The sequence below is a fragment of the Bacteroides sp. genome (assembly GCF_052357945.1).
Taxonomy (GTDB): Bacteria; Bacteroidota; Bacteroidia; order Bacteroidales; family Bacteroidaceae; genus Bacteroides.
In genome coordinates this window covers 12,796-32,428 of the sequence record NZ_DAWCXD010000006.1, presented here as the reverse complement: position 1 = coordinate 32,428, position 19,633 = coordinate 12,796, and the positions used below count along the sequence as shown (strand labels likewise).

15 protein-coding genes are annotated in these 19,633 nt (G+C 41.7%); 6 read left to right on the top strand and 9 right to left on the bottom strand.

Going from position 1 to position 19,633, the window contains the following annotated elements:
• Positions 1-41 precede the first annotated feature (41 nt).
• Together ACT8YW_RS03000 and ACT8YW_RS02995 are read right to left on the bottom strand one after the other, a co-directional pair.
• Positions 42-1,679: a C69 family dipeptidase gene (locus ACT8YW_RS03000; protein ID WP_149943871.1), complete on the bottom strand. Its 1,638-nt coding sequence runs from the start codon at positions 1,677-1,679 to the stop codon at positions 42-44.
• Between the two features lie 25 nt (positions 1,680-1,704).
• Complete coding sequence (locus ACT8YW_RS02995; RefSeq protein ID WP_444103991.1) at positions 1,705-3,357, bottom strand: M23 family metallopeptidase; 1,653 nt, start codon at positions 3,355-3,357, stop codon at positions 1,705-1,707.
• A gap of 198 nt (positions 3,358-3,555) precedes the next feature.
• Between ACT8YW_RS02995 and ACT8YW_RS02990 the strand changes: the two genes are divergently transcribed.
• The 5 genes from ACT8YW_RS02990 to ald all read left to right on the top strand — a co-directional run bounded on the left by ACT8YW_RS02990 (position 3,556) and on the right by ald (position 13,258).
• Complete coding sequence (locus tag ACT8YW_RS02990) at positions 3,556-6,189, top strand: zinc-dependent metalloprotease (RefSeq protein ID WP_444103949.1); 2,634 nt, start codon at positions 3,556-3,558, stop codon at positions 6,187-6,189.
• Positions 6,190-6,219: 30 nt separating this feature from the next.
• Complete coding sequence (locus ACT8YW_RS02985; protein ID WP_008644625.1) at positions 6,220-9,540, top strand: SusC/RagA family TonB-linked outer membrane protein; 3,321 nt, start codon at positions 6,220-6,222, stop codon at positions 9,538-9,540.
• A gap of 12 nt (positions 9,541-9,552) precedes the next feature.
• A complete protein-coding gene (locus ACT8YW_RS02980) occupies positions 9,553-10,911 on the top strand; it encodes a RagB/SusD family nutrient uptake outer membrane protein (protein WP_444103947.1) in 1,359 nt (452 codons plus the stop codon).
• A gap of 426 nt (positions 10,912-11,337) precedes the next feature.
• Positions 11,338-12,021 carry a WG repeat-containing protein gene (locus ACT8YW_RS02975; protein WP_444103946.1) on the top strand — a complete coding sequence of 228 codons (684 nt, stop codon included), beginning with the start codon at positions 11,338-11,340 and terminating at the stop codon, positions 12,019-12,021.
• A 130-nt stretch (positions 12,022-12,151) separates the two neighbouring features.
• Positions 12,152-13,258, top strand: a complete 1,107-nt coding sequence (ald, locus tag ACT8YW_RS02970; protein WP_444103944.1) for an alanine dehydrogenase — start codon at positions 12,152-12,154, stop codon at positions 13,256-13,258.
• Between the two features lie 148 nt (positions 13,259-13,406).
• Here the strand turns inward: ald and ACT8YW_RS02965 are convergent, their stop codons facing one another.
• From ACT8YW_RS02965 to ACT8YW_RS02935, 7 genes are all read right to left on the bottom strand, one after another.
• Positions 13,407-14,345 carry an NAD(P)H-dependent flavin oxidoreductase gene (locus tag ACT8YW_RS02965; protein WP_444103942.1) on the bottom strand — a complete coding sequence of 313 codons (939 nt, stop codon included), beginning with the start codon at positions 14,343-14,345 and terminating at the stop codon, positions 13,407-13,409.
• Positions 14,346-14,514: 169 nt separating this feature from the next.
• Positions 14,515-15,240, bottom strand: a complete 726-nt coding sequence (locus ACT8YW_RS02960; RefSeq protein ID WP_008648769.1) for a DUF4858 domain-containing protein — start codon at positions 15,238-15,240, stop codon at positions 14,515-14,517.
• A 177-nt stretch (positions 15,241-15,417) separates the two neighbouring features.
• Positions 15,418-15,942 carry a DUF4943 family protein gene (locus ACT8YW_RS02955; RefSeq protein ID WP_004304253.1) on the bottom strand — a complete coding sequence of 175 codons (525 nt, stop codon included), beginning with the start codon at positions 15,940-15,942 and terminating at the stop codon, positions 15,418-15,420.
• Positions 15,943-15,953: 11 nt separating this feature from the next.
• A complete protein-coding gene (locus tag ACT8YW_RS02950; RefSeq protein ID WP_444103941.1) occupies positions 15,954-17,003 on the bottom strand; it encodes a porin family protein in 1,050 nt (349 codons plus the stop codon).
• Complete coding sequence (locus ACT8YW_RS02945) at positions 16,987-17,538, bottom strand: RNA polymerase sigma factor (RefSeq protein WP_004300758.1); 552 nt, start codon at positions 17,536-17,538, stop codon at positions 16,987-16,989. The genes ACT8YW_RS02950 and ACT8YW_RS02945 overlap by 17 nt, the downstream gene beginning before the upstream one ends.
• A 248-nt stretch (positions 17,539-17,786) precedes the next feature.
• Positions 17,787-18,635: a carboxylating nicotinate-nucleotide diphosphorylase gene (gene nadC / locus ACT8YW_RS02940; protein WP_004300759.1), complete on the bottom strand. Its 849-nt coding sequence runs from the start codon at positions 18,633-18,635 to the stop codon at positions 17,787-17,789.
• The gene (locus tag ACT8YW_RS02935) at positions 18,628-19,020 is read right to left on the bottom strand and encodes a DUF4783 domain-containing protein (protein ID WP_004304257.1); all 393 of its coding nucleotides are present in this window, start codon (positions 19,018-19,020) and stop codon (positions 18,628-18,630) included. The genes nadC and ACT8YW_RS02935 overlap by 8 nt, the downstream gene beginning before the upstream one ends.
• A gap of 127 nt (positions 19,021-19,147) precedes the next feature.
• Between ACT8YW_RS02935 and rlmH the strand changes: the two genes are divergently transcribed.
• Positions 19,148-19,621: a 23S rRNA (pseudouridine(1915)-N(3))-methyltransferase RlmH gene (gene rlmH, locus ACT8YW_RS02930; protein ID WP_004314516.1), complete on the top strand. Its 474-nt coding sequence runs from the start codon at positions 19,148-19,150 to the stop codon at positions 19,619-19,621.
• The last annotated feature ends 12 nt before the right edge of the window (positions 19,622-19,633 follow it).

The window sequence follows — 19,633 nt, the reverse complement described above, 5'->3', positions numbered from 1 at the left end:
CCCATTTTAATCTTTCATTTTTAATCTTTCATTTTCAATTCTTATTTTACCAAATATCTGTCGCCAGTCTGTTTGACATATTCCTGCAAGAATTCTTTCGGATATCCGGGACGGATCACACCGGCAGGTTGTCCGATAGAATTACGTTCAAACTTACCATCTTTAACACGCTTCACTACTCCATCATTATACTTCACAATCAAGAATGTACCTAATTGTTTCCAAGTATCGAAAGTGCTCTGTGCAGTCATATTTGTATAATTTGTCAGAAAATCAACTGCTGCGTTCTTATCTTTAGCCAACAGTTTGGCAGCCATCTCTTCAATGCCTTCCTGTGCATTGTTGAAAGTCGTTTCCATTTCTTTCTGCGCTTCCCGTACATCACCGATCATCAAATCATAACGCGGATAGACCATATTAGATACCCAGTTGAAAATCCAGAAAGCTGAATTCCAAGAGAATGTTATATAATCGGCTCCATCTACACGGGTATAGCATACCGGAACTTTCGTTGCGCAGCAATAGACCGGAGTAAATACCGTCATGTTGGCATCATCCACACCAAACCAAAGTACACCACCTATCGGGTCCGGCTTATGAGCACGCATTTGTGCAACAAATACAAATCCGCTTTGTTGAGTGGAAATGGGACGTTCGTTGAAATATTCCTTATCGTCTACTTTAAAGTTCAAAGGAGAAAGGCGATAAGGTGTCTTATAAGGACCTGCTCCAAAATCATTGGAAATATCAAGAGGCGTACCTTCATAGTGGTCGCGCATCATATCTTTTACATCCTGTACAGACAGTTTATGTTTCGGTTTCACGAAAAGAGGCATTGGAGTATCAGTCTTTCCCTCAATATAAGGAAGATACTCTTTTCCATTATCTGTGAACTTATTAAAATAGCTCCACACACGTGCCTCACAGAAACGACGGGCACCAAAATCAAGAGGCGCATAAGCTAACGAAAAGCTAAAATCTTTATTTACTCCATTAAAATATCCCTTCTCACGAGCGAAAGAAACGACATCCGGAGAGTACATACAGTTCTCCTTGTCATTCATATCAAACTGGTGGATACGTGACTGATTAGCATGAGCCGAGATACAATCATCGGGTACACGTACAGCTACCCAAACAGCTCCACGAATTCCGGGACCTTTACCAATCATTTCCATGATCCATATTTCGTTCGGATCGGCAATAGTAAAGGACTCTCCTTCGCTATAATAACCGTATTGCTGCACTAAATCGGTCATGATTTTAATTGCTTCACGGGCAGTGCGCGAACGTTGCAAACCAATATAAATCAGACTTCCGTAATCAATAATCCCTGTGGAATCCGCCAGTTCCGGACGTCCGCCGAAAGTCGTCTCACCAATCGTAACCTGATATTCATTCATATTACCGACTACATTGTAAGTCTGACGTGCCTGCTCTATTTCTCCCAGATACTTGCCGGTATCCCATTCATACACTTTCAACATCGTTCCCTTCGGGTAGGTAGCAGCCGGATAATGATAGAGTTCTCCGAACAGGCCATACGAGTCAGCAGAATAGGAAACGATCGTCGAGCCATCGGCAGACGCATTCTTTCCGACAATCAGGTTAGTGCAAGCGAAAGTGTTCGCCACAGCTGCCATAAATATGGCAGCACAAAGAATAATTCTTCTTTTCATAAATATATGATTCACTTTTAGTAATTTACCAAACAAAGCTTTCACGAGCTATCGTTTCATTCCCACAACCATCGGTCACTGTGAACTCGACAGTATGCTTTCCGCCCTTCTTCACGTGTTTCGGATCAAGTACGCATTCCCAGTACGATTTCACAATATTGGGGCGTCCGAAAAGTGCATACTTACCATCAATCGTTCCACGATAGGAAGCAATTCCCGCCCCCTGATCTTTCAACCGATAGACAATCTTTCCGTTTCTTCCCCACTGGTTCTTATTAACAGGAATAATCTCCGGCGGAATGGTGTCGATGGCAACAGTATAAGTTCCCAGCTCCCTGATAGCGGCTTTCATGTATCCATCTTCATACTTTCCGCCTACGCTGTACTTTCCTCCCTTCGGAGTGATACGGGCTACATAATATTTGGTCGTATCGGCAACCGGCTTTCTACGCAACCCGATACGAAGTTCACAAGCTGCATGCAATGGAACCGTCTTATCATTCAGTTGATAAGTAAAAGCAACGGCACCACTATCCGCCTTCATCTGATAATTGAGGGGGACATCGTCATACAACATTCCTTTCGGAATAACCAGGCTCAATCCCGGTTCTTGCAAATAATTAGTCTTATTCCAGGTGAAATAATATTTCTCCCGATGATTCAACGGTTCAATCGGCTGTTTCCGACCCCGTACGGTGAAACTATATTTGGAAGTGTTTCCAAAAGCATCTTTTAATGTATATAAGAACTGATAGTCCCGTTCCTCATCAATCGTCACCAAGCCACGGTTATCATTCGATGCTTTTAGCAGACGCAAAGTGTTGCCCGGATCAATGAATGATTTCATATATTGCCCATAAGTCCAGGAATTAATCATCCGGTTCTCTTCCTGCGAGAAGCGATCTACGGTGCTACGAAATATTTCATTGCCATCTACCGTAAGCACAACCGAATAAACTCCATAATGGTTATTCACTCCATCCATGTAATCGTATGCTTTGATCCCCACACCTATCACTCCCCATGCTTCCACCGGACGCTCACTATTGGGAAAGATGGTTTTATTCTCTTGCTTTCCATCCACTACTCCTTTACCCAGTTGTGGAAAAAATAGGATACCATCCGCTTTCGGAGCACGCGTATCTTTTATTTTCGATTGAAAGAAAGGCATAGGGTCAATATAATCTCCCGATTCCGTTTCAAACACATCCAGATGAAGATGCGGACCGAACGAATATCCGGTGTTTCCGCTCCATGCAATCTGCTGACCTCCCTTTACCGGATATTCTCCCGGTTCGGGAACAATCTCCACTTCCCAATTCTCTTCTTCATATTGAAGTTTCTCCACCCTTTCGGCAATGGGAGAAACAAAACCACTCAAATGGCGGTTGATAGTTGAATAGCCATTATGGTAGCAGACATCAAGTACATATCCCGAACCATTCGTGACGCGAATACGTGAAATATAACCATCAGCGAGAGCACGAACGGGTTTACCGATCACTCCGCCTGTTTTAAAATCCAGCCCGCCATGAAAGTGATTGGATCGGATTTCACCAAAGTTTCCACTCAATGTAAGAGGAAAGTCAAAAGGAGGCACAAAGGTTGCTTGCTTTTTCTCTTGTCCATATCCTCCAATGCAGCAAGCCAGCATCAAAGCAGCGATATATCGTCTCATCATTCCATTCACTTTTTTACTCCCGCAAATGTACACTATTCCCACTAAACTATGAAATATCTGGGAGGAATGATGGCCTTAGATTCTAGTTAATATTTCTTTTTAATGTTATATTCATTGCAAATCAGTAGTCATTATGTTATTAATATTAGTACTTTTGTAGCCGTTTTTTAATTATAATTAAAAGTAAAGAACTCAATGAGAATGTATGTAAAAGTAATGGCAGCGGTCATTGCATGTATATTGCTGAGTGGAGAAGCGCTCTCGGCATTTGCAACTACCCCCGCTACAGAAAATCTGAGTTGGTTTAAAAAGAAAAAGAAAAAACCAGAAGAGAAAGAAGAGAAGAGTAAAAGCGACTACGAAAAATTAGTGGAAGACAGTAAAACTACGAAAGGAATGTTTGCTGTACACCAAAAGAAGAATGACTATTATTTTGAAATTCCTACCTCACTTTTGGGACGTGATTTATTAGTTGTCAACAAACTGCAACGAGTTCCTGCCGAACTTAATGATGCAGGTGTAAACCGTGGAGTAAACTACGAGAATCAGATGGTTTGCATGGAATGGGATAAAGCTACGGGCAAACTAATGCTACGACAACAACGCCCATTACCTCTGGCCCCCCAAACGGATGCTATCTTCCGTTCGGTAAAGGATAATTTTATCTCTCCGTTGATTGCCGCATTTAAAATCGAAGCGATCAATGCAGATTCTACTGCATTAGTAATCAAGGTGAATGATATTTATGACGGTACTGAAACCAGTATTAATAATGTATTTACTAATATCAATCTGGGTACTTCGGCTATCAAGAACTTATCACGTATTTTATCCATCAAATCCTTTTCAAACAACGTCGTGGCAACTTCCGAGTTGACCACCAGAGTTACAGAAGGAACCACCACAGTTTATGTGACGGTGGAAGTTAGCTCTTCTATTCTCTTGTTACCCGAAAAGCCGATGATGGGGCGATTCGACAATCAGAAAGTCGGTTATTTCACTAATCCGTTATTAAGTTTCAGTGATGCGCAACAACGTACGGATAAAACACAGTATATCACTCGCTGGCGTATGGAACCCAAACCGGAAGATCGGGAGGCTTATCTAAAAGGTCAGATGGTAGAACCTGCCAAACCAATCGTATTCTACATTGATAATTCAACGCCTTACCAATGGCGTACGTACATTAAGAAAGGTATTGAGGACTGGCAGATTGCTTTTGAAAAGGCTGGTTTCAAGAATGCGATTATCGCCAAGGAAATCACGGACAGTATGCATGTAGATATGGACGATGTCAACTACTCCGTACTGACTTATGCAGCTTCAGAAAAGAAAAATGCAATGGGACCTTCTCTGTTAGATCCTCGTTCCGGAGAAATTCTGGAAGCTGATATTATGTGGTGGCACAATGTGCTTTCTATGGTACGTGAATGGATTACCGTTCAGACCGGGACAGTGTGCCCGGAAGCACGTAATGTGCAATTGCCTGATGCTTTGATGGGAGATGCCATTCGATTTGTAGCCTGCCATGAGGTAGGACACTCTTTAGGACTCCGCCACAATATGATGGGTTCATGGGCTTTCCCGACAGATTCATTACGTTCCGAAGCATTCACTTCCAGAATGAATTCTACTGCTTCATCCATCATGGATTATGCACGATTCAATTATATCGCACAGCCTGGAGATGGCGTGAAAGTTCTTTCTCCGCATATCGGTCCATACGATATGTTTGCTATCGAATATGGATATCGTTGGTACGGAAAGAGTACTCCGGAAGAAGAAAAGGATATTTTATTCGATTTCTTGAGTAAACATACTGATCGGCTTTATAAATATAGTGAGGCACAGGACGTCCGCGATGCGGTAGATCCACGTGCACAGAACGAAGATTTAGGTGATGATCCGGTTCGCTCTTCTTTACTTGGTATTGAGAATCTGAAACGTATCGTTCCACAAATTCTTCAATGGACTACTACCGGTGAGAAGGGACAAACTTATGAAGAAGCATCTCGCCTCTACTACGCCGTAATCAACCAATGGAACAACTATTTATATCATGTCCTTGCCAATATTGGTGGCATCTACATTGAAAATACAATTGTAGGAGACGGCGTTAAAACTTACACATTCGTAGAGAAAGAGAAACAACAAGCTTCACTGAAATTTCTGATGGATGAAGTTTTGACATACCCTAAATGGCTGTTTGACACGGAAGTGGGGCAATATACTTATCTACTTCGCAATACTCCCATCGGAAAACAGGAGAATGCTCCTACACAAATCTTAAAGAACGCCCAAGCCTATATCCTTTGGGATTTACTTGGCAATACTCGTTTGATGCGTATGATAGAGAATGAATCTGTCAACGGAAAGAAGGCCTTTACAGTAGTGGAGCTTATGGACGGACTTCATAAGAACATTTTCGGTGTTACCGAACGCGGTGGTATCCCTAATGTTATGGAACGTTCTTTGCAGAAAAACTTCCTTGATGCATTACTTACAGCCGCTGCAGAACCGGAAGCTGTTAAAATCAACAAGAAGATCGCCAACGAGCATTTCTTGCTTGACCACGCTACTCCTTTCTGTAGCTGTTACGCTGCCGAACAACGTGCACTTCGCCAGGAAGACCGGATGGGTGCTCCACGTGTGCTCAATTTCTATGGCAGCCAGCTCAACCGTATTTCAGATGCTATCTCTGTGAAACGCGGTGAATTACTACGTATCAAGAAGTTGTTGCAGAACCGTCTCGGAACTTCCGATACTGCTGCACGCTATCATTATGAGGACATGATTCTGCGTATTAATACTGCTTTAGGAATCAAATAAAACCACTTATTACTTTAACTATCTACATTAATGAGAAAAAAATACTTGTGCATTCTTATATGCCTCTTTGCAAATGCGCTGGCCTTTGCCAGCGCTGCTAATCGTACAATCACCGGAGTCGTTATATCCGGTGAAGATAATGAACCTCTGATCGGCGCTTCCGTATATGTTAACGCAGATGACTTAAAAAAGGCCGGAGCATCACAGACTTCTCTAGGTACTATCACTGATATGGATGGTAAATTCTCCATTTCCATTCCGGAAAAGGTGACTAGGTTACATTGTAGTTATATAGGTTTTGAAGAACAAGACATCGTTTTGCAAGCAGGAAAAGATACTTATCGTATTGTACTTCAAGCTTCTGCACACACATTGGGAGACGTCGTAGTAACCGGTTATCAAGAACTGGAACGTCGTAAACTGACTGCTGCCATTGCCAAAGTAGATGTTACAGATGGAATGGTAGGCGCAGCAAAAAGTATCGACCAGGCATTAGCGGGACAAATCGCCGGTGTGGCTGTAACGACAACTTCCGGTGCACCGGGAGCTCCAGCACGTATTCGTATTCGTGGTACTGCTTCACTGAATGGAACACAAGACCCGTTGTGGGTATTGGATGGGATACCTTTGGAGGGGACAGATATTCCAGACCTTGGAGACGAAGCTAATAACATTGTTGATATGAAACAATCATCCATTGCTGGAATAAGTCCGAATGATATTGAGAGTATCACTATTCTGAAAGACGCTGCCGCTACTGCCATATATGGTGCACGTGCAGCAAACGGAGTAATTATCGTGACAACAAAAAAAGGCAGAACAGGAAAGCCTATCATTAATTTCAACACTAGGTTAACTTACACTCCTAATTTAGATACTTCGAAATTAAACCTTTTAAATTCTGAAGAAAAAATTAATTTAGAATTAGAATTGATGAAAGAGCCCAATGATGTTATTAATAATCTTCCAGCTTACTATCGTAAAGGAGGTGTAGCATCTGTCTTAAAACAATATGACTTATTTAAAGTATATCAACAACAAGGCTGGAATGGACTTCCCATTGAAGCACAAAATGCTATCAATCAATTAAAAAACATCAACACAGACTGGAATGATATTTTGTTTAGAGATGCTTTTACTCAAGAATATAATTTCAGTATCTCGGGAGGAAGTGAAAAAGTTACTTACTACAACTCGCTCGGCTATTCTAAAGAAGATGGTAACGTACCAGGAGTAAGTATGAGTCGTTTTAACCTGACCAGCAAAACTTCATATCAAATGAATCGTCTGTTAAAAATTGGTTTCTCTCTTTTTGCCAACAGACGAAAAAACACAAACTTTGTAACAGATTCGCATGGTTATTCAAACCCTATTTATTATGCACGTACAGCCAACCCATATCAAGAAAGTTACGATGCAGCAGGTAACTATATATATGACTATAATATTAATACAGATGATGAACCAAACCCCAATCAGGGCTTTAATATTTTTGAGGAACGAGCCAACACAAATAAGGAAACAGTAACAAGTGCAGTCAATGCAATGTTTAATGCAGACTTGCGTTTCAATGACCATTGGAAACTTACATCACAAGTCGGCTTACAATGGGAACAAGCTAACCAAGAACAATATATCGGAGGCAATACATTTACAATGCGCAACATGCGAGAGAATAGTAAATATGACAATGGTACAAAATATTTTATTCCCGAAGGAGGTATGCACAAAGTCAATAACGCCACGACATCGCAAATCACATGGAAAGTACAAGGAGAATGGAATCAATCTTTCAAAGATATCCATGAGGTTCAAATCATGGCAGGTTCCGAGATTCGAAAGAATTGGTATGATGCAATAGCCACCAATGCCTATGGATATGATCCTAAGACTCTCACAACAAAGCCAATTATCTTTAGAGACAAAGATGACGCCAAAAATTATCCATTACATACAAAAAGTTACACAGAAAATGCTTTTGCCTCATTTTATGCCAACGGTTCTTATACATTAATGAGACGTTACACATTAGGAGCAAGTGTTCGCATGGATGGTTCCGACCTTTTTGGTGTAGATAAGAAATATCGTTACCTACCAATTTATTCAGTTAGCGGTCTCTGGCGTATATCAGACGAACCATTTTTAAGAACAACGAAAAATTGGATGGATAATTTAGCATTACGACTATCTTATGGATTACAAGGAAATATAGACAAAAACACCTCTCCTTACCTTATTGGTGATTATAAAAACGAGACTATACTTAACAATGAGGAAACAAGTATCAGCATATCGGGAGCTCCTAATGACAAACTGCGTTGGGAAAAAACTGCTTCATACAACATTGGTGTCGATTTTTCTATACTAAAATCAGCAATAAACATGAGTGTGGACTACTATTACCGCAAAGGAACAGATCTTATTGGTATTAAAAACCTACCTCTAGAAAACGGCTTCGAAAGTATGACCATCAACTGGGCAAGTATGGAAAATAAAGGCGTAGAAATCAATCTGCAAACACGTAATATAACTACCCGTAATTTTTCTTGGTATACAACATTCAACTTTGCCTATAATTATAACAAAGTATTAAAAGACCTGACAGCTTCCAATAGTCTTACTCCTGGACTCGAAGGTTCTCCTGTCGGTGCTATCTTTGCAATCAAAAGCGAAGTCGATCCAGAAACCGGACGTATACTCATCTACCCGAAAGGAAGTAATGAAGCCGTTGATGTAGAAACATTGTTTGACATGAAAGATGAATGGGGTATTGGATATTACTCTTACAATGAAGATGCAGAGTTCCGACGTAATTTATATGAATATGCAGGTACTACTGACGCTCCTTATACTGGTGGTTTAATCAATACATTTAATTACCGTAATTGGGAACTAAGTTTTAATTTTGCTTACAATTTGGGAGCCCATGTCCGTACAAGTCCATCATATGATATAACCAGCTTCGACCCAGGACATAATGTAAATCGCGATATCTTGGACCGCTGGACACCGGAAAACCCAACTGGAAAATTACCAGCTCTTCTTAACCGTAACAATTATCCGGCAGACAACTATTTGTTTGATAACGTCAAAGAAGTCTACAGAAATCTTGATATATGGGTAAAGCGCCTTAGTTATGTACGCCTACAAAATATAAGACTGGCTTATACGCTACCACAGGAATGGCTACATAAAATAAATATAAATGGAGCAACCGTTGCCCTAGAAGGGCGTAACTTGTTTGTCTTTGGTTCCAGTTATAAAAATTACATGGATCCGGAATCAATGTTCAACCGTTATTCCACTCCTGTAGCCAAATCAATGACATTCAACCTAAGCCTTAACTTTTAAAATTAAAGATATATGGATAAGATAAAAAAACTATATACAATTTTCATAATCAGCGGATGCTTGGTTCTTTCCTTGACATCATGTGATAGCTTTCTGGACATTCAGCCTGTAGGAAAAGTTATTCCTAATACTTTGGAAGAATATAGAGCACTTATAACTACAGCTTATGGGGTAGATCTGACAGATAGAGGCATGTGTGACATGCGTACGGAGGATATTTCTGTCAGCAAAGACGAATTTGATCAAAATAACTTCAAAGACATTGAAAGATGGGTTACAAGTAATCCATCCGGAACAGAGTTTGGCTGGAGCTATTACTACCAAAATATTTATTATGCCAATGCTATCATCAACAAGAAAAATGAGATAACAGAAGGGAGTGAAGCAGAAATTAATCAGTTAGTGGGAGAAGCATATTTTATGAGAGGGTATATGCACTTTCTGCTAGTCAACCTCTATGGACAACCATATACAAAAGAAGGAGCGCCAACTAGCAAAGCCATTCCATTAAAATTATCACTGGATTTGGAAGAGATGCCGACACGTAATACAGTAGAAGAAATCTATGCATCTATTCTTTCCGATATTGAAAATGCCCGGCAACTCATCAACCATAAAGAATGGGAAACCGGTTATAACTATCGCTTCAGCAAACTTGCTGTAGATGCATTTGAATCACGTGTACGACTTTATAAAGGTGAATGGCAAGCGGCCTATAATGCAGCAGAACGTGTACTAGAACAGAAAAGCACATTGGAGGACTACAATAATAACAACAGCACCGACTTTCAGATGCCTAACACATATACTTCTGTAGAGTCTATCACAGCTTATGAGAATGTATATAGCCGTAACGGAATTAATGCTTCACTTGCCACCCCAACATTCGTTAAAATGTTCAAAGAAGGAGATCTTCGTACTGAAAGATATTTTGGTGATGCAGATGAGAAAAATGATGGCAACTACAAAATTATTAAAACCTATGAGACTTCACAATATAAATGTACTTTCCGTACTGCTGAACTCTATCTAAATGCTGCTGAAGCTCTTGCTCAACTAGACCAACTTCCAGAAGCTCGTGACTATCTGCTAAAACTAATGGAAAAGAGGTATACCTCTGCAGGATATACGCAGAAAAAAAACGAAGTAAATGCAATGAATCAGGCAGAACTTATTACCGAAATATTAAACGAACGGGCGCGTGAATTAGCTTTCGAAGGACATCGTTGGTTCGACCTACGCCGCACCACTCGCCCCGAACAAAGAAAAATAATAGATGGACAAACATTGATATTGTCACAAGATGACGAACGATATACACTGCGCATCCCTCAAAGTGCTATCGCAGCCAATCCTGATCTAATGAATTAATACACCACTTCAAAATACGGTGTCCTATCCTAAAACGAAGTTATCTTACATTCTGAGATAGCTTCGTTTTTCAATTCTATATACTCTATCTCTTAACTTTACGCCACACTATATTACTCATCGCTAAATCTTTATCCCCCAAAAACATTGCCGATTAACAGAAAATCCGTATCTTTGTCCGCACTTATTACGGAAAATAACGTAGAAGCGTTTAGAATATTATCCCTATTCAGAATCTGGTAAATTCATCAACAGTGGGGTAATGGCAACTAAGCGTTCACGTCTTTGTTATATGCAAGGGCGTGGACTCTGTTGTTCATTCACTGTTGGGCTTACCAGAGCCTTGAATAGAATGAACTAACGACGTCCACGCTTCTCTTGTATATATATGGTATCCGGACGCTTACCACACAAACAATAAAGAAAATGAGCAGCACTATTACAAAGTTCTTCGCTTCTTTTTTAGCTTATGGGGTAGCTAATAAGAAAAAGCGCTTCTCGGCCATTGGCCGTTTCTCTGAAGGATTGGCACCGGTTAAAGGAAAAATCCAATGGGGATACATTAATAAAGAGTATGACGTTGTCATTCCTCTAATGTATGAACGGGCTTTCTCGTTTAAAGAAGGATTAGGGATGGTAGTACTCAATTCTCAATACGGATTCATCGACCATACCGGACAAATACGGATTCCGTTTAAATACGCAGCCGCTCACTCGTTTGAGCAAGAATGTGCACGAGTATGTCACGATGGATTATGGGGACTGATTGACAGACAAGGAAACTACATTCTTCCACCGACTTACAGTCAAATGGAGCAATTCGCGGAAGGATTAGCCCTCGTCTCACTACACAACAAAGTAGGATTCATTAATAAGAAAGGAGAAGTTGTCATTCCGCTGGAATATGATAACGGATGCTCTTTTTCTGAAGGATTGGCTGCTGTTTGTATTGAAAGTCAGTCGTCCAAGTGGGGGTATATAAACAAAGACAACCAAGAAGTACTTCCTTTTAAGTACGATATTGCAGAACCCTTTTATAACAACATAGCTCGAGTGGGTCTCTATGGAAAAAGCATGAAAATCAACAAGCAGGGCAGTGAATGTCTATAAAACAACCACTCTACGCATTTATTCATCTCAACACGCGAAGACATTCTGTTCTAAAACATCCCCTTACGAACAACAACGTAAGGGGATTTTTCGTACTTTCGAACATGTTAAATCTTTAATACGCAACATTATGATTATCGGAGTACCAAAGGAAATCAAAAACAATGAGAACCGTGTAGGCATGACACCTTCGGGAGTGGCCGAAGTGGTAAAACAAGGGCATCGGGTATTTATCCAACATACAGCGGGAATAAATAGCGGTTTTCCGGATGAAGCATATCAAGCTGTCGGTGCACATATCCTGCCAACAATAGAAGATATTTACGCCACTGCCGAGATGATCGTAAAGGTGAAAGAGCCGATAATCACTGAATATAACTTAATAAGAAAAGGACAGTTACTATTCACTTATTTCCATTTTGCTTCCGACAGGGAGTTAACCCTTGCCATGCTCTCCAACAAATCAATATGCCTGGCTTACGAAACTGTAGAAGAAGCAGACCACACATTACCTTTATTAATTCCGATGAGCGAAGTTGCCGGACGTATGTCTATTCAGGAAGGCGCCCGTTTTCTGGAAAAACCGCAAAGCGGAAAAGGTATCCTTTTGGGAGGTGTACCAGGTGTTAAACCAGCTAAAGTATTAATTTTAGGAGGTGGAGTTGTAGGTAGCAATGCTGCACAAATGGCTGCTGGAATGGGGGCAGATGCCACTATTACAGATATAAATCTGGCACGTCTGCGCTATTTGAGCGAGACACTGCCGAAGAATGTAAAGACATTGTACGCATCCGAACTAAGAATCAGAAAAGAATTGCCGGATGTTGATTTAGTTATCGGCTCTGTACTGATTCCCGGTGATAAAGCACCACATTTGATTACCAAAGAAATGCTTTCAATAATGCAGCCCGGCACAGTATTAGTAGATGTAGCAATCGATCAGGGAGGATGTTTCGAGACCTCTCACCCGACCACTCACAGTGCACCGACCTATATTGTAGATGGAATCGTGCATTATGCAGTAGCTAATATTCCGGGAGCTGTACCTTACACTTCCACCCTTGCACTGACCAATGCTACCCTCCCCTATGTGATCGCTTTAGCAAATAAGGGATGGAAAAAAGCCTGCAAAGAGAATCCAGCATTAGCACTCGGATTAAATATCGTAGAAGGAAAAATCGTTTATAAGGCCGTAGCCGACGTATTTGGTTTAAAGTACGATCCTATCAGCCTGTAACTATGCATTTTCACCATACAGTAACACAAAGTCTTACAGAGTTTTTTCTTTTTCAAAATAAGGCCATCTCAATGTCTTACGCCTTCGATTGATGATCTTTTAAAAAAATTCTGCAAGACTTTGTATTACTCTGTGGTGAGCTATATCTTTAAAATAAATAATCTTTCTTTGCTGCCCGTTGATAAGCCGCTACCAATTCGTCCATTACTTCTGCCACAGACTGCCGACGGGATATGATTGCCGAAACTTGTCCGATCTCCAATTCCCCTTCTTCCAGATCACCTTCGAAGATTCCTTTTTTAGCACGCCCCCGTCCTAATAAAGTTCTCAAATCTTCTGCACTAGCACCACTATCTTCAGCCTTCTCCACCGCTTCGCGGAAAGCATTCTTTACCAAACGTGTCGGAGCCAGCTTTTTCAACAACAACTTAGTATCCCCTTCACCGAGACTCAAGCAATAATCTTTAAATACCGGACTCGCTGAACTCTCTTCAGTAAGAGCAAAACGGGTTCCTATCTGCACCCCTTCGGCTCCCAACACCATAGCAGCCAATACTCCTTCCCCTGTGCCGACACCTCCTGCAGCTATCAAAGGTAATGTTGTAGCCTCACGTACAGCCGGAATCAAACAGAAAGTCGTTGTTTCTTCGCGTCCATTATGCCCTCCGGCTTCAAACCCTTCTGCCACTACCGCATCTACTCCAGCCTCCTCACATTTTACAGCAAAACGGGAAGAAGAAACAACATGAACAACCGTTATTCCACGTTCTTTCAACCACCCAGTCCACGTTTTCGGATTTCCGGCAGAGGTAAAAACAATCTTCACTCCCTCTTCCACCACAATATTCATAATCTCTTCTATCTGGGGATACATCAAAGGAATGTTTACACCAAAAGGCAATTTCGTGGCCGCATTACATTTACGGATATGCTCGCGTAAAGTGTCCGGATGCATGGAACCGGCACCGATCAATCCCAGTCCACCGGCATTGCTCACAGCAGAAGCAAGACGCCAACCGCTGCACCACACCATACCACCTTGAATAATAGGATACCGAATACCCAGAAGAGAAGTAATTCTATTCATAACCAATAATTTATCTATGTGTTAATATACTAAGATACCAATAATAGTGACAGAGCTATATAACAATGCGCCAACATAACAACACACAAATATACTAATTATTCAATTACAAACATTCTCTAGTCAGCACATTAGCGCATTGCTACATCAACACATCATTATAACGCCTTCAACGGGCAATCTGTTCAATTGGTTTATTTATCAACACAGTGGTAGAATCTCCATAAGTTCTCAACACTTCCAATGTGCGGGCACGGTTATCCCGTCCCGTCTTATTCCAGAAATCTTTTGTAAAGACAGCCATCAGGTCAAGTCCGCCGATAGTTCCACCATTGATATACACTCCACTCCCACCAAACAAGGGAATAGGTGCATCCATCACTACCGTGTTCACCATCATTCCGTTAGCACGTTCACCCAACTGACGGAAACGCACCCCACTCGCCTGTATCTCATCCAACGACTTACGCATTCCCTTTGCCATCGGATTGCGTGCCCAGTTTGAATAAGATCTTTGATGGCGTATCTCGTAGAAAGGATCACCCCGCCAGGTATTTTTATCGATCTTTATCTTCTTCTGATAGATGGGATCCCAGTTATAGCGGGTATTCGCTTTATATGGCATCAGAGTCAACATCACTTTCGGTTTAGGCAACGCTTCAGGAAGCGATTCGTCAGGCATCATCCAGCTTTTCTCCTCCGACATCCGGGGAGTACCCACTGCGCTTCCGAAATCAATCGACTTCACAGCATCCATATTTAAATGCAACTCCTGGTCACTCTCCAGCAATTTCTTCAAATGCAAAGAATCTTGCGCCGTCCATACTTGCGAATATGCAAATACAGCGGTCAGGCACAGTGCCATCGTTGTTATAACCCGTTTTAATCCATCCATTCTTTTTACTCTTTCATTACCTATATTTCGGAGCACTTCATATACATTTGTACGTATAAGAGGCTATCTTTTGAGCGTAATAATCCCCCTGTCAGCAGCAAAAGACTACTGATACAAACAAATATTCCCACATGAATGTTTCCTATTTTTTACTTTCCGAAGGCTCCTCCCCCTTTATTACCACCAACGATAACCCGATCCACAAAGCGGCTCATCGTAACACGGATCAATTGTCCATCTCGTTTTCGGATATTGGCGTTCTTCCCACCAACTACGATAACAAGCGGCTGCATCGAGTACTTCCTCATCGGTCAGGAAATAGATTGCTTCATAATTTTCAGCATTCGCCAATACCATTTTGCAACCTAATGACGGAGGTGTGCCCTGACGGATTGACTCAATCACCCAAAGCATACACTCACCCAACCGAATCTTACCGTTGTTCATATTATAAACCGACGGAAAAGAAGGGATAATAGTCAGATCTTCTGCATATTTTAAAAGTTCGGGGATATCCTCTTCCGTGAAATGAGGAACCTCCACCACCCCTTTTTCATTCTTCATCTTGTACGTACCCGACTTCAATTGCTTCACAAAAAGAGCAACATCCGGATTGTTATAATCCATTTCTTCGCTGGTGCATCCTGTAAAGGATACGATCAGGCAAACAGCCATCCACAGCATTAGTAGTGTTTTTTTCATTTTCATAAGGATTAATACGTCATGCGAAGTCCGCAAAGTAAATTAAAATTAGTCGGCCGTTTCGTTCGTACCGTAGCCAATTTCGAATCTGTCTTGAAATGATGCGAAACTCCGGGTTCGGCAAAAACAGCAAGTCGGTCATTAATCTTATAATTGATTCCAATACCGGCAGTCACTGCCAGCTGGATAGGTTCTTCTTTAAAACTGTTGTCCGGTGCACCGGCAATACATTTATCGGCTATTCCTCCTACAGTAGCGTAAAGGTCGATTTTTTTCGTATCTACCAACGTCACGTTCACTTTAACGGGGATTCCCAGATAGTGCAAGTGTTGCCCTGCAGAACGGAGGTTCGAATAGAGCAGTCCGGTTTCTATGCCGAGAAAATCGTTCAACTTACGTTCTACCGTCACCCCTGCGGAAACCGGCATTTTATAAGTACCGTTATCTGCCGGAAGTGCCGTACCCACTTGAACTTTCATCGCCCAACGATGCTTTTTCACTGCTTTGGGTTGAGACATATTGACATTCGACTGCTCTTCCGGAGCAACAGATGATTCTGTATTACCGTTTGTTGCCTGCCAATAACCATTATGCCCCTGATTGCCATATCGGTTGCCATTTCCCGTAGAAGTAGTGGAAGAAAAAGAAAACGACATGGAGAAAGTGATAGAAAGAGAATCTTCTTCCTCTGTATATTGCGACAGCATACCGTAAGATTTCGGAGCCGGTTTAGGCAACACCGGTTCTACCGGCAACGGCAACTGATTGACGCGTATTCCATCTCCATCCATCTGTCCTCCATTCGTCACGGCTATCTTTGTAAATGCTTCTTCCATTTCCTCCTTTGGAGAGAAATACAAGAAAGTAGCCGACGAGGCTGCCAAAACAAGCAATACAGATGCCGCAGCCGCCACACGGAAGAGCAGAATCCGACGACGATGCTGGCAAGCCACAGGAATTTCCTGAGAGAGCTCTTCCCAAAAGCCATCCCGTACACTCATCCCGGCATCAGCGAGACGCGTGCGAAACAGATCGGTTATTTCATCATTTTCTTTCTTCATGATTTCTATACTCTTTAATTCTTTTTGCTAACAAATATTTGGCCCGGTGCAGCTGCGAAGTAGATGAATGCTCTTTAATATGAAGCATCTTGGCTATCTCCTTGTGCGATTTCTCTTCAAACACATAAAGGTTGAAAACGGTTCGGCAACCATCCGGCAATTCGGCAATAAAAGCCATCAACTGCTCTTCGGAGATTCCAGCCCCTCCTCCCGAATCCGATATATCCGGTATATCGGGAAGCTGCTCTTCATGCACTACCAACTGGCTGACTCGCTTCTCCCGTCGCAGGAAATCGAGTGATTGAGTAACCATCACCCGGGTAATCCATGTACAAAGTGAAGACTCACCCCGGAACGAAAAGTTGGTAAAAATCTTGATGAAACCGTCATGCAGTACATCGTGCGCCGCATCCATATCGCCCGTATAGCGGAAACATACCGCCAGCATCTGCTTGGAATAGAGAGTGTAAAGTTCCTTTCGGGCTGAATCCTTTCCTGCCCGACAGCCCTTTATCAGTTCTATCTCGTTTTCCAAAGTCAATTACTTTTTTTTAAAATCGAACGTATGTCTGCGTCGTTTGCTCATTAGACGCGAGAGTTTGAGGAATGCTGCAAGGAATATTGCTAAAAGAAGTTAAAGGATAGATAATTAATAAACGGGAAAGAAAAAACGGTGAACGATAAACGGTAAATGATGAACAAAGCTGCGCATAATCATGCTACAAAATATCCACCGTTTACTGTTTATCGTTCACCGCTTACAGTTCACCGCTTATTATACTATCAGCATGCTTTGAAACTCATGTCCAGTCCTTTCACTGAATGAGTCAAAGCTCCTACAGAGATGAAGTCTACGCCACATTCGGCATACTCACGAAGAGTATCAAAGGTGATACCACCCGAAGATTCGGTTTCGTATTTGCCTGCTACCATCTCTACTGCTTTCTTTGTCATTTCGGGAGTGAAGTTATCAAACATGATACGGTCTACTCCGCCGAGATCAAGAACTTGCTGCAGTTCGTCGAAGCTGCGGACTTCTATTTCTATTTTCAGGTCTTTGCCTTTTTCCTTGCAATATTCTTTGGCACGAGTGATGGCTTTGTCGATACCTCCGGCAAAGTCCACATGATTGTCTTTCAGAAGAATCATGTCGAACAGACCAATACGATGGTTTACTCCGCCACCGATTTTCACTGCCATTTTTTCGAGGATACGCATACCGGGAGTTGTTTTGCGGGTATCAAGCACACGGGTATTTGTACCTTCCAATACCTTTGCATATTTGCGGGTCATGGTTGCGATGCCGCTCATACGCTGCATCACGTTCAACATCAAGCGTTCGGTTTGAAGTAAAGATTGCACTTTTCCTTCCACTACCATTGCTACATCACCCGGTTTCACTTCTGTTCCGTCATTGATAAACACTTCCACTTTCATAGTGGGGTCGAAGCGGTTGAAAATTTCTTTGGCAACTTCGATACCTGCCAGTACGCCGGCTTCTTTGATAAGCAATTTTGATTTTCCCATTGCCGTAGCGGGAATACATGAAAGGGTGGTATGATCGCCATCACCTATATCTTCTGCAAAAGCAAGATCGATCAACTTGTCGATCAGTTCTTTTTCCTTATTCATTGATCTTGTCAATTCTTATTTGATGTATTAAATATTGATTCTGCACTTTCTTCAGGAAGCAGTTCACACGAAAGTTCCCATTAGTAGTAGCCAACGTACCGATAACGAAACTTGATTCGTCCCGTTTTCCCTGATGGTTCACGTTAAATCCGCTGACTTTATTCTCCGTAAAGAATTCCTGCATCATAGCTGTTGCTTTCTGCTTGTCAACGCTTGTCGAGCGACCTTGGAGCACCAGATTTACCTTGTCCCCCATATACTTACTTAGCTCTTGCGAGCTTCCTCTTTTAAATGCCGTTATCACTCCTGCCGGTATCTCTTGTGCCATCAGCAACGAGAGAGAAAGAAGCAAAGTGGCCATTCCTACGAGCACTCGTTTTTTCATAAATACAAGCTTTTAAGTTGTAGTTTAAAGGCTTAAACTTTCAACTAATGATAGGCAAAGGTAAGCATTAATTGCAGAATAACATAAAAAATGCCTATTTTTGTGCAATAATCAGAATTGTAAACGTATGAAAACAACCCTGCTCGTCGTAGGACGAACCGTAGAACAACACTATATAACTGCCATCAATGACTATATCCAGCGCACCAAACGCTATATCACTTTTGATATGGAAGTGATTCCCGAACTGAAAAACACCAAGAGTCTTTCAATGGAAGTGCAGAAAGAAAAAGAAGGAGAACTGATACTGAAAGCTCTCCAACCGGGTGACGTGGTGGTATTGCTCGATGAGCACGGAAAAGAAATGCGTTCTCTGGAGTTTGCCGAATATATGAAGCGAAAAATGAACACGGTCAACAAACGACTGGTATTCATTATCGGAGGGCCTTATGGCTTTTCTGAAAAGGTTTATCAAGCGGCACACGAAAAGATTTCAATGTCGAAGATGACTTTCTCTCATCAGATGATCCGGCTGATATTCGTTGAGCAGATTTATCGGGCGATGACTATATTGAATGGAGGGCCGTATCATCATGAATAAAGTATTCCCAAT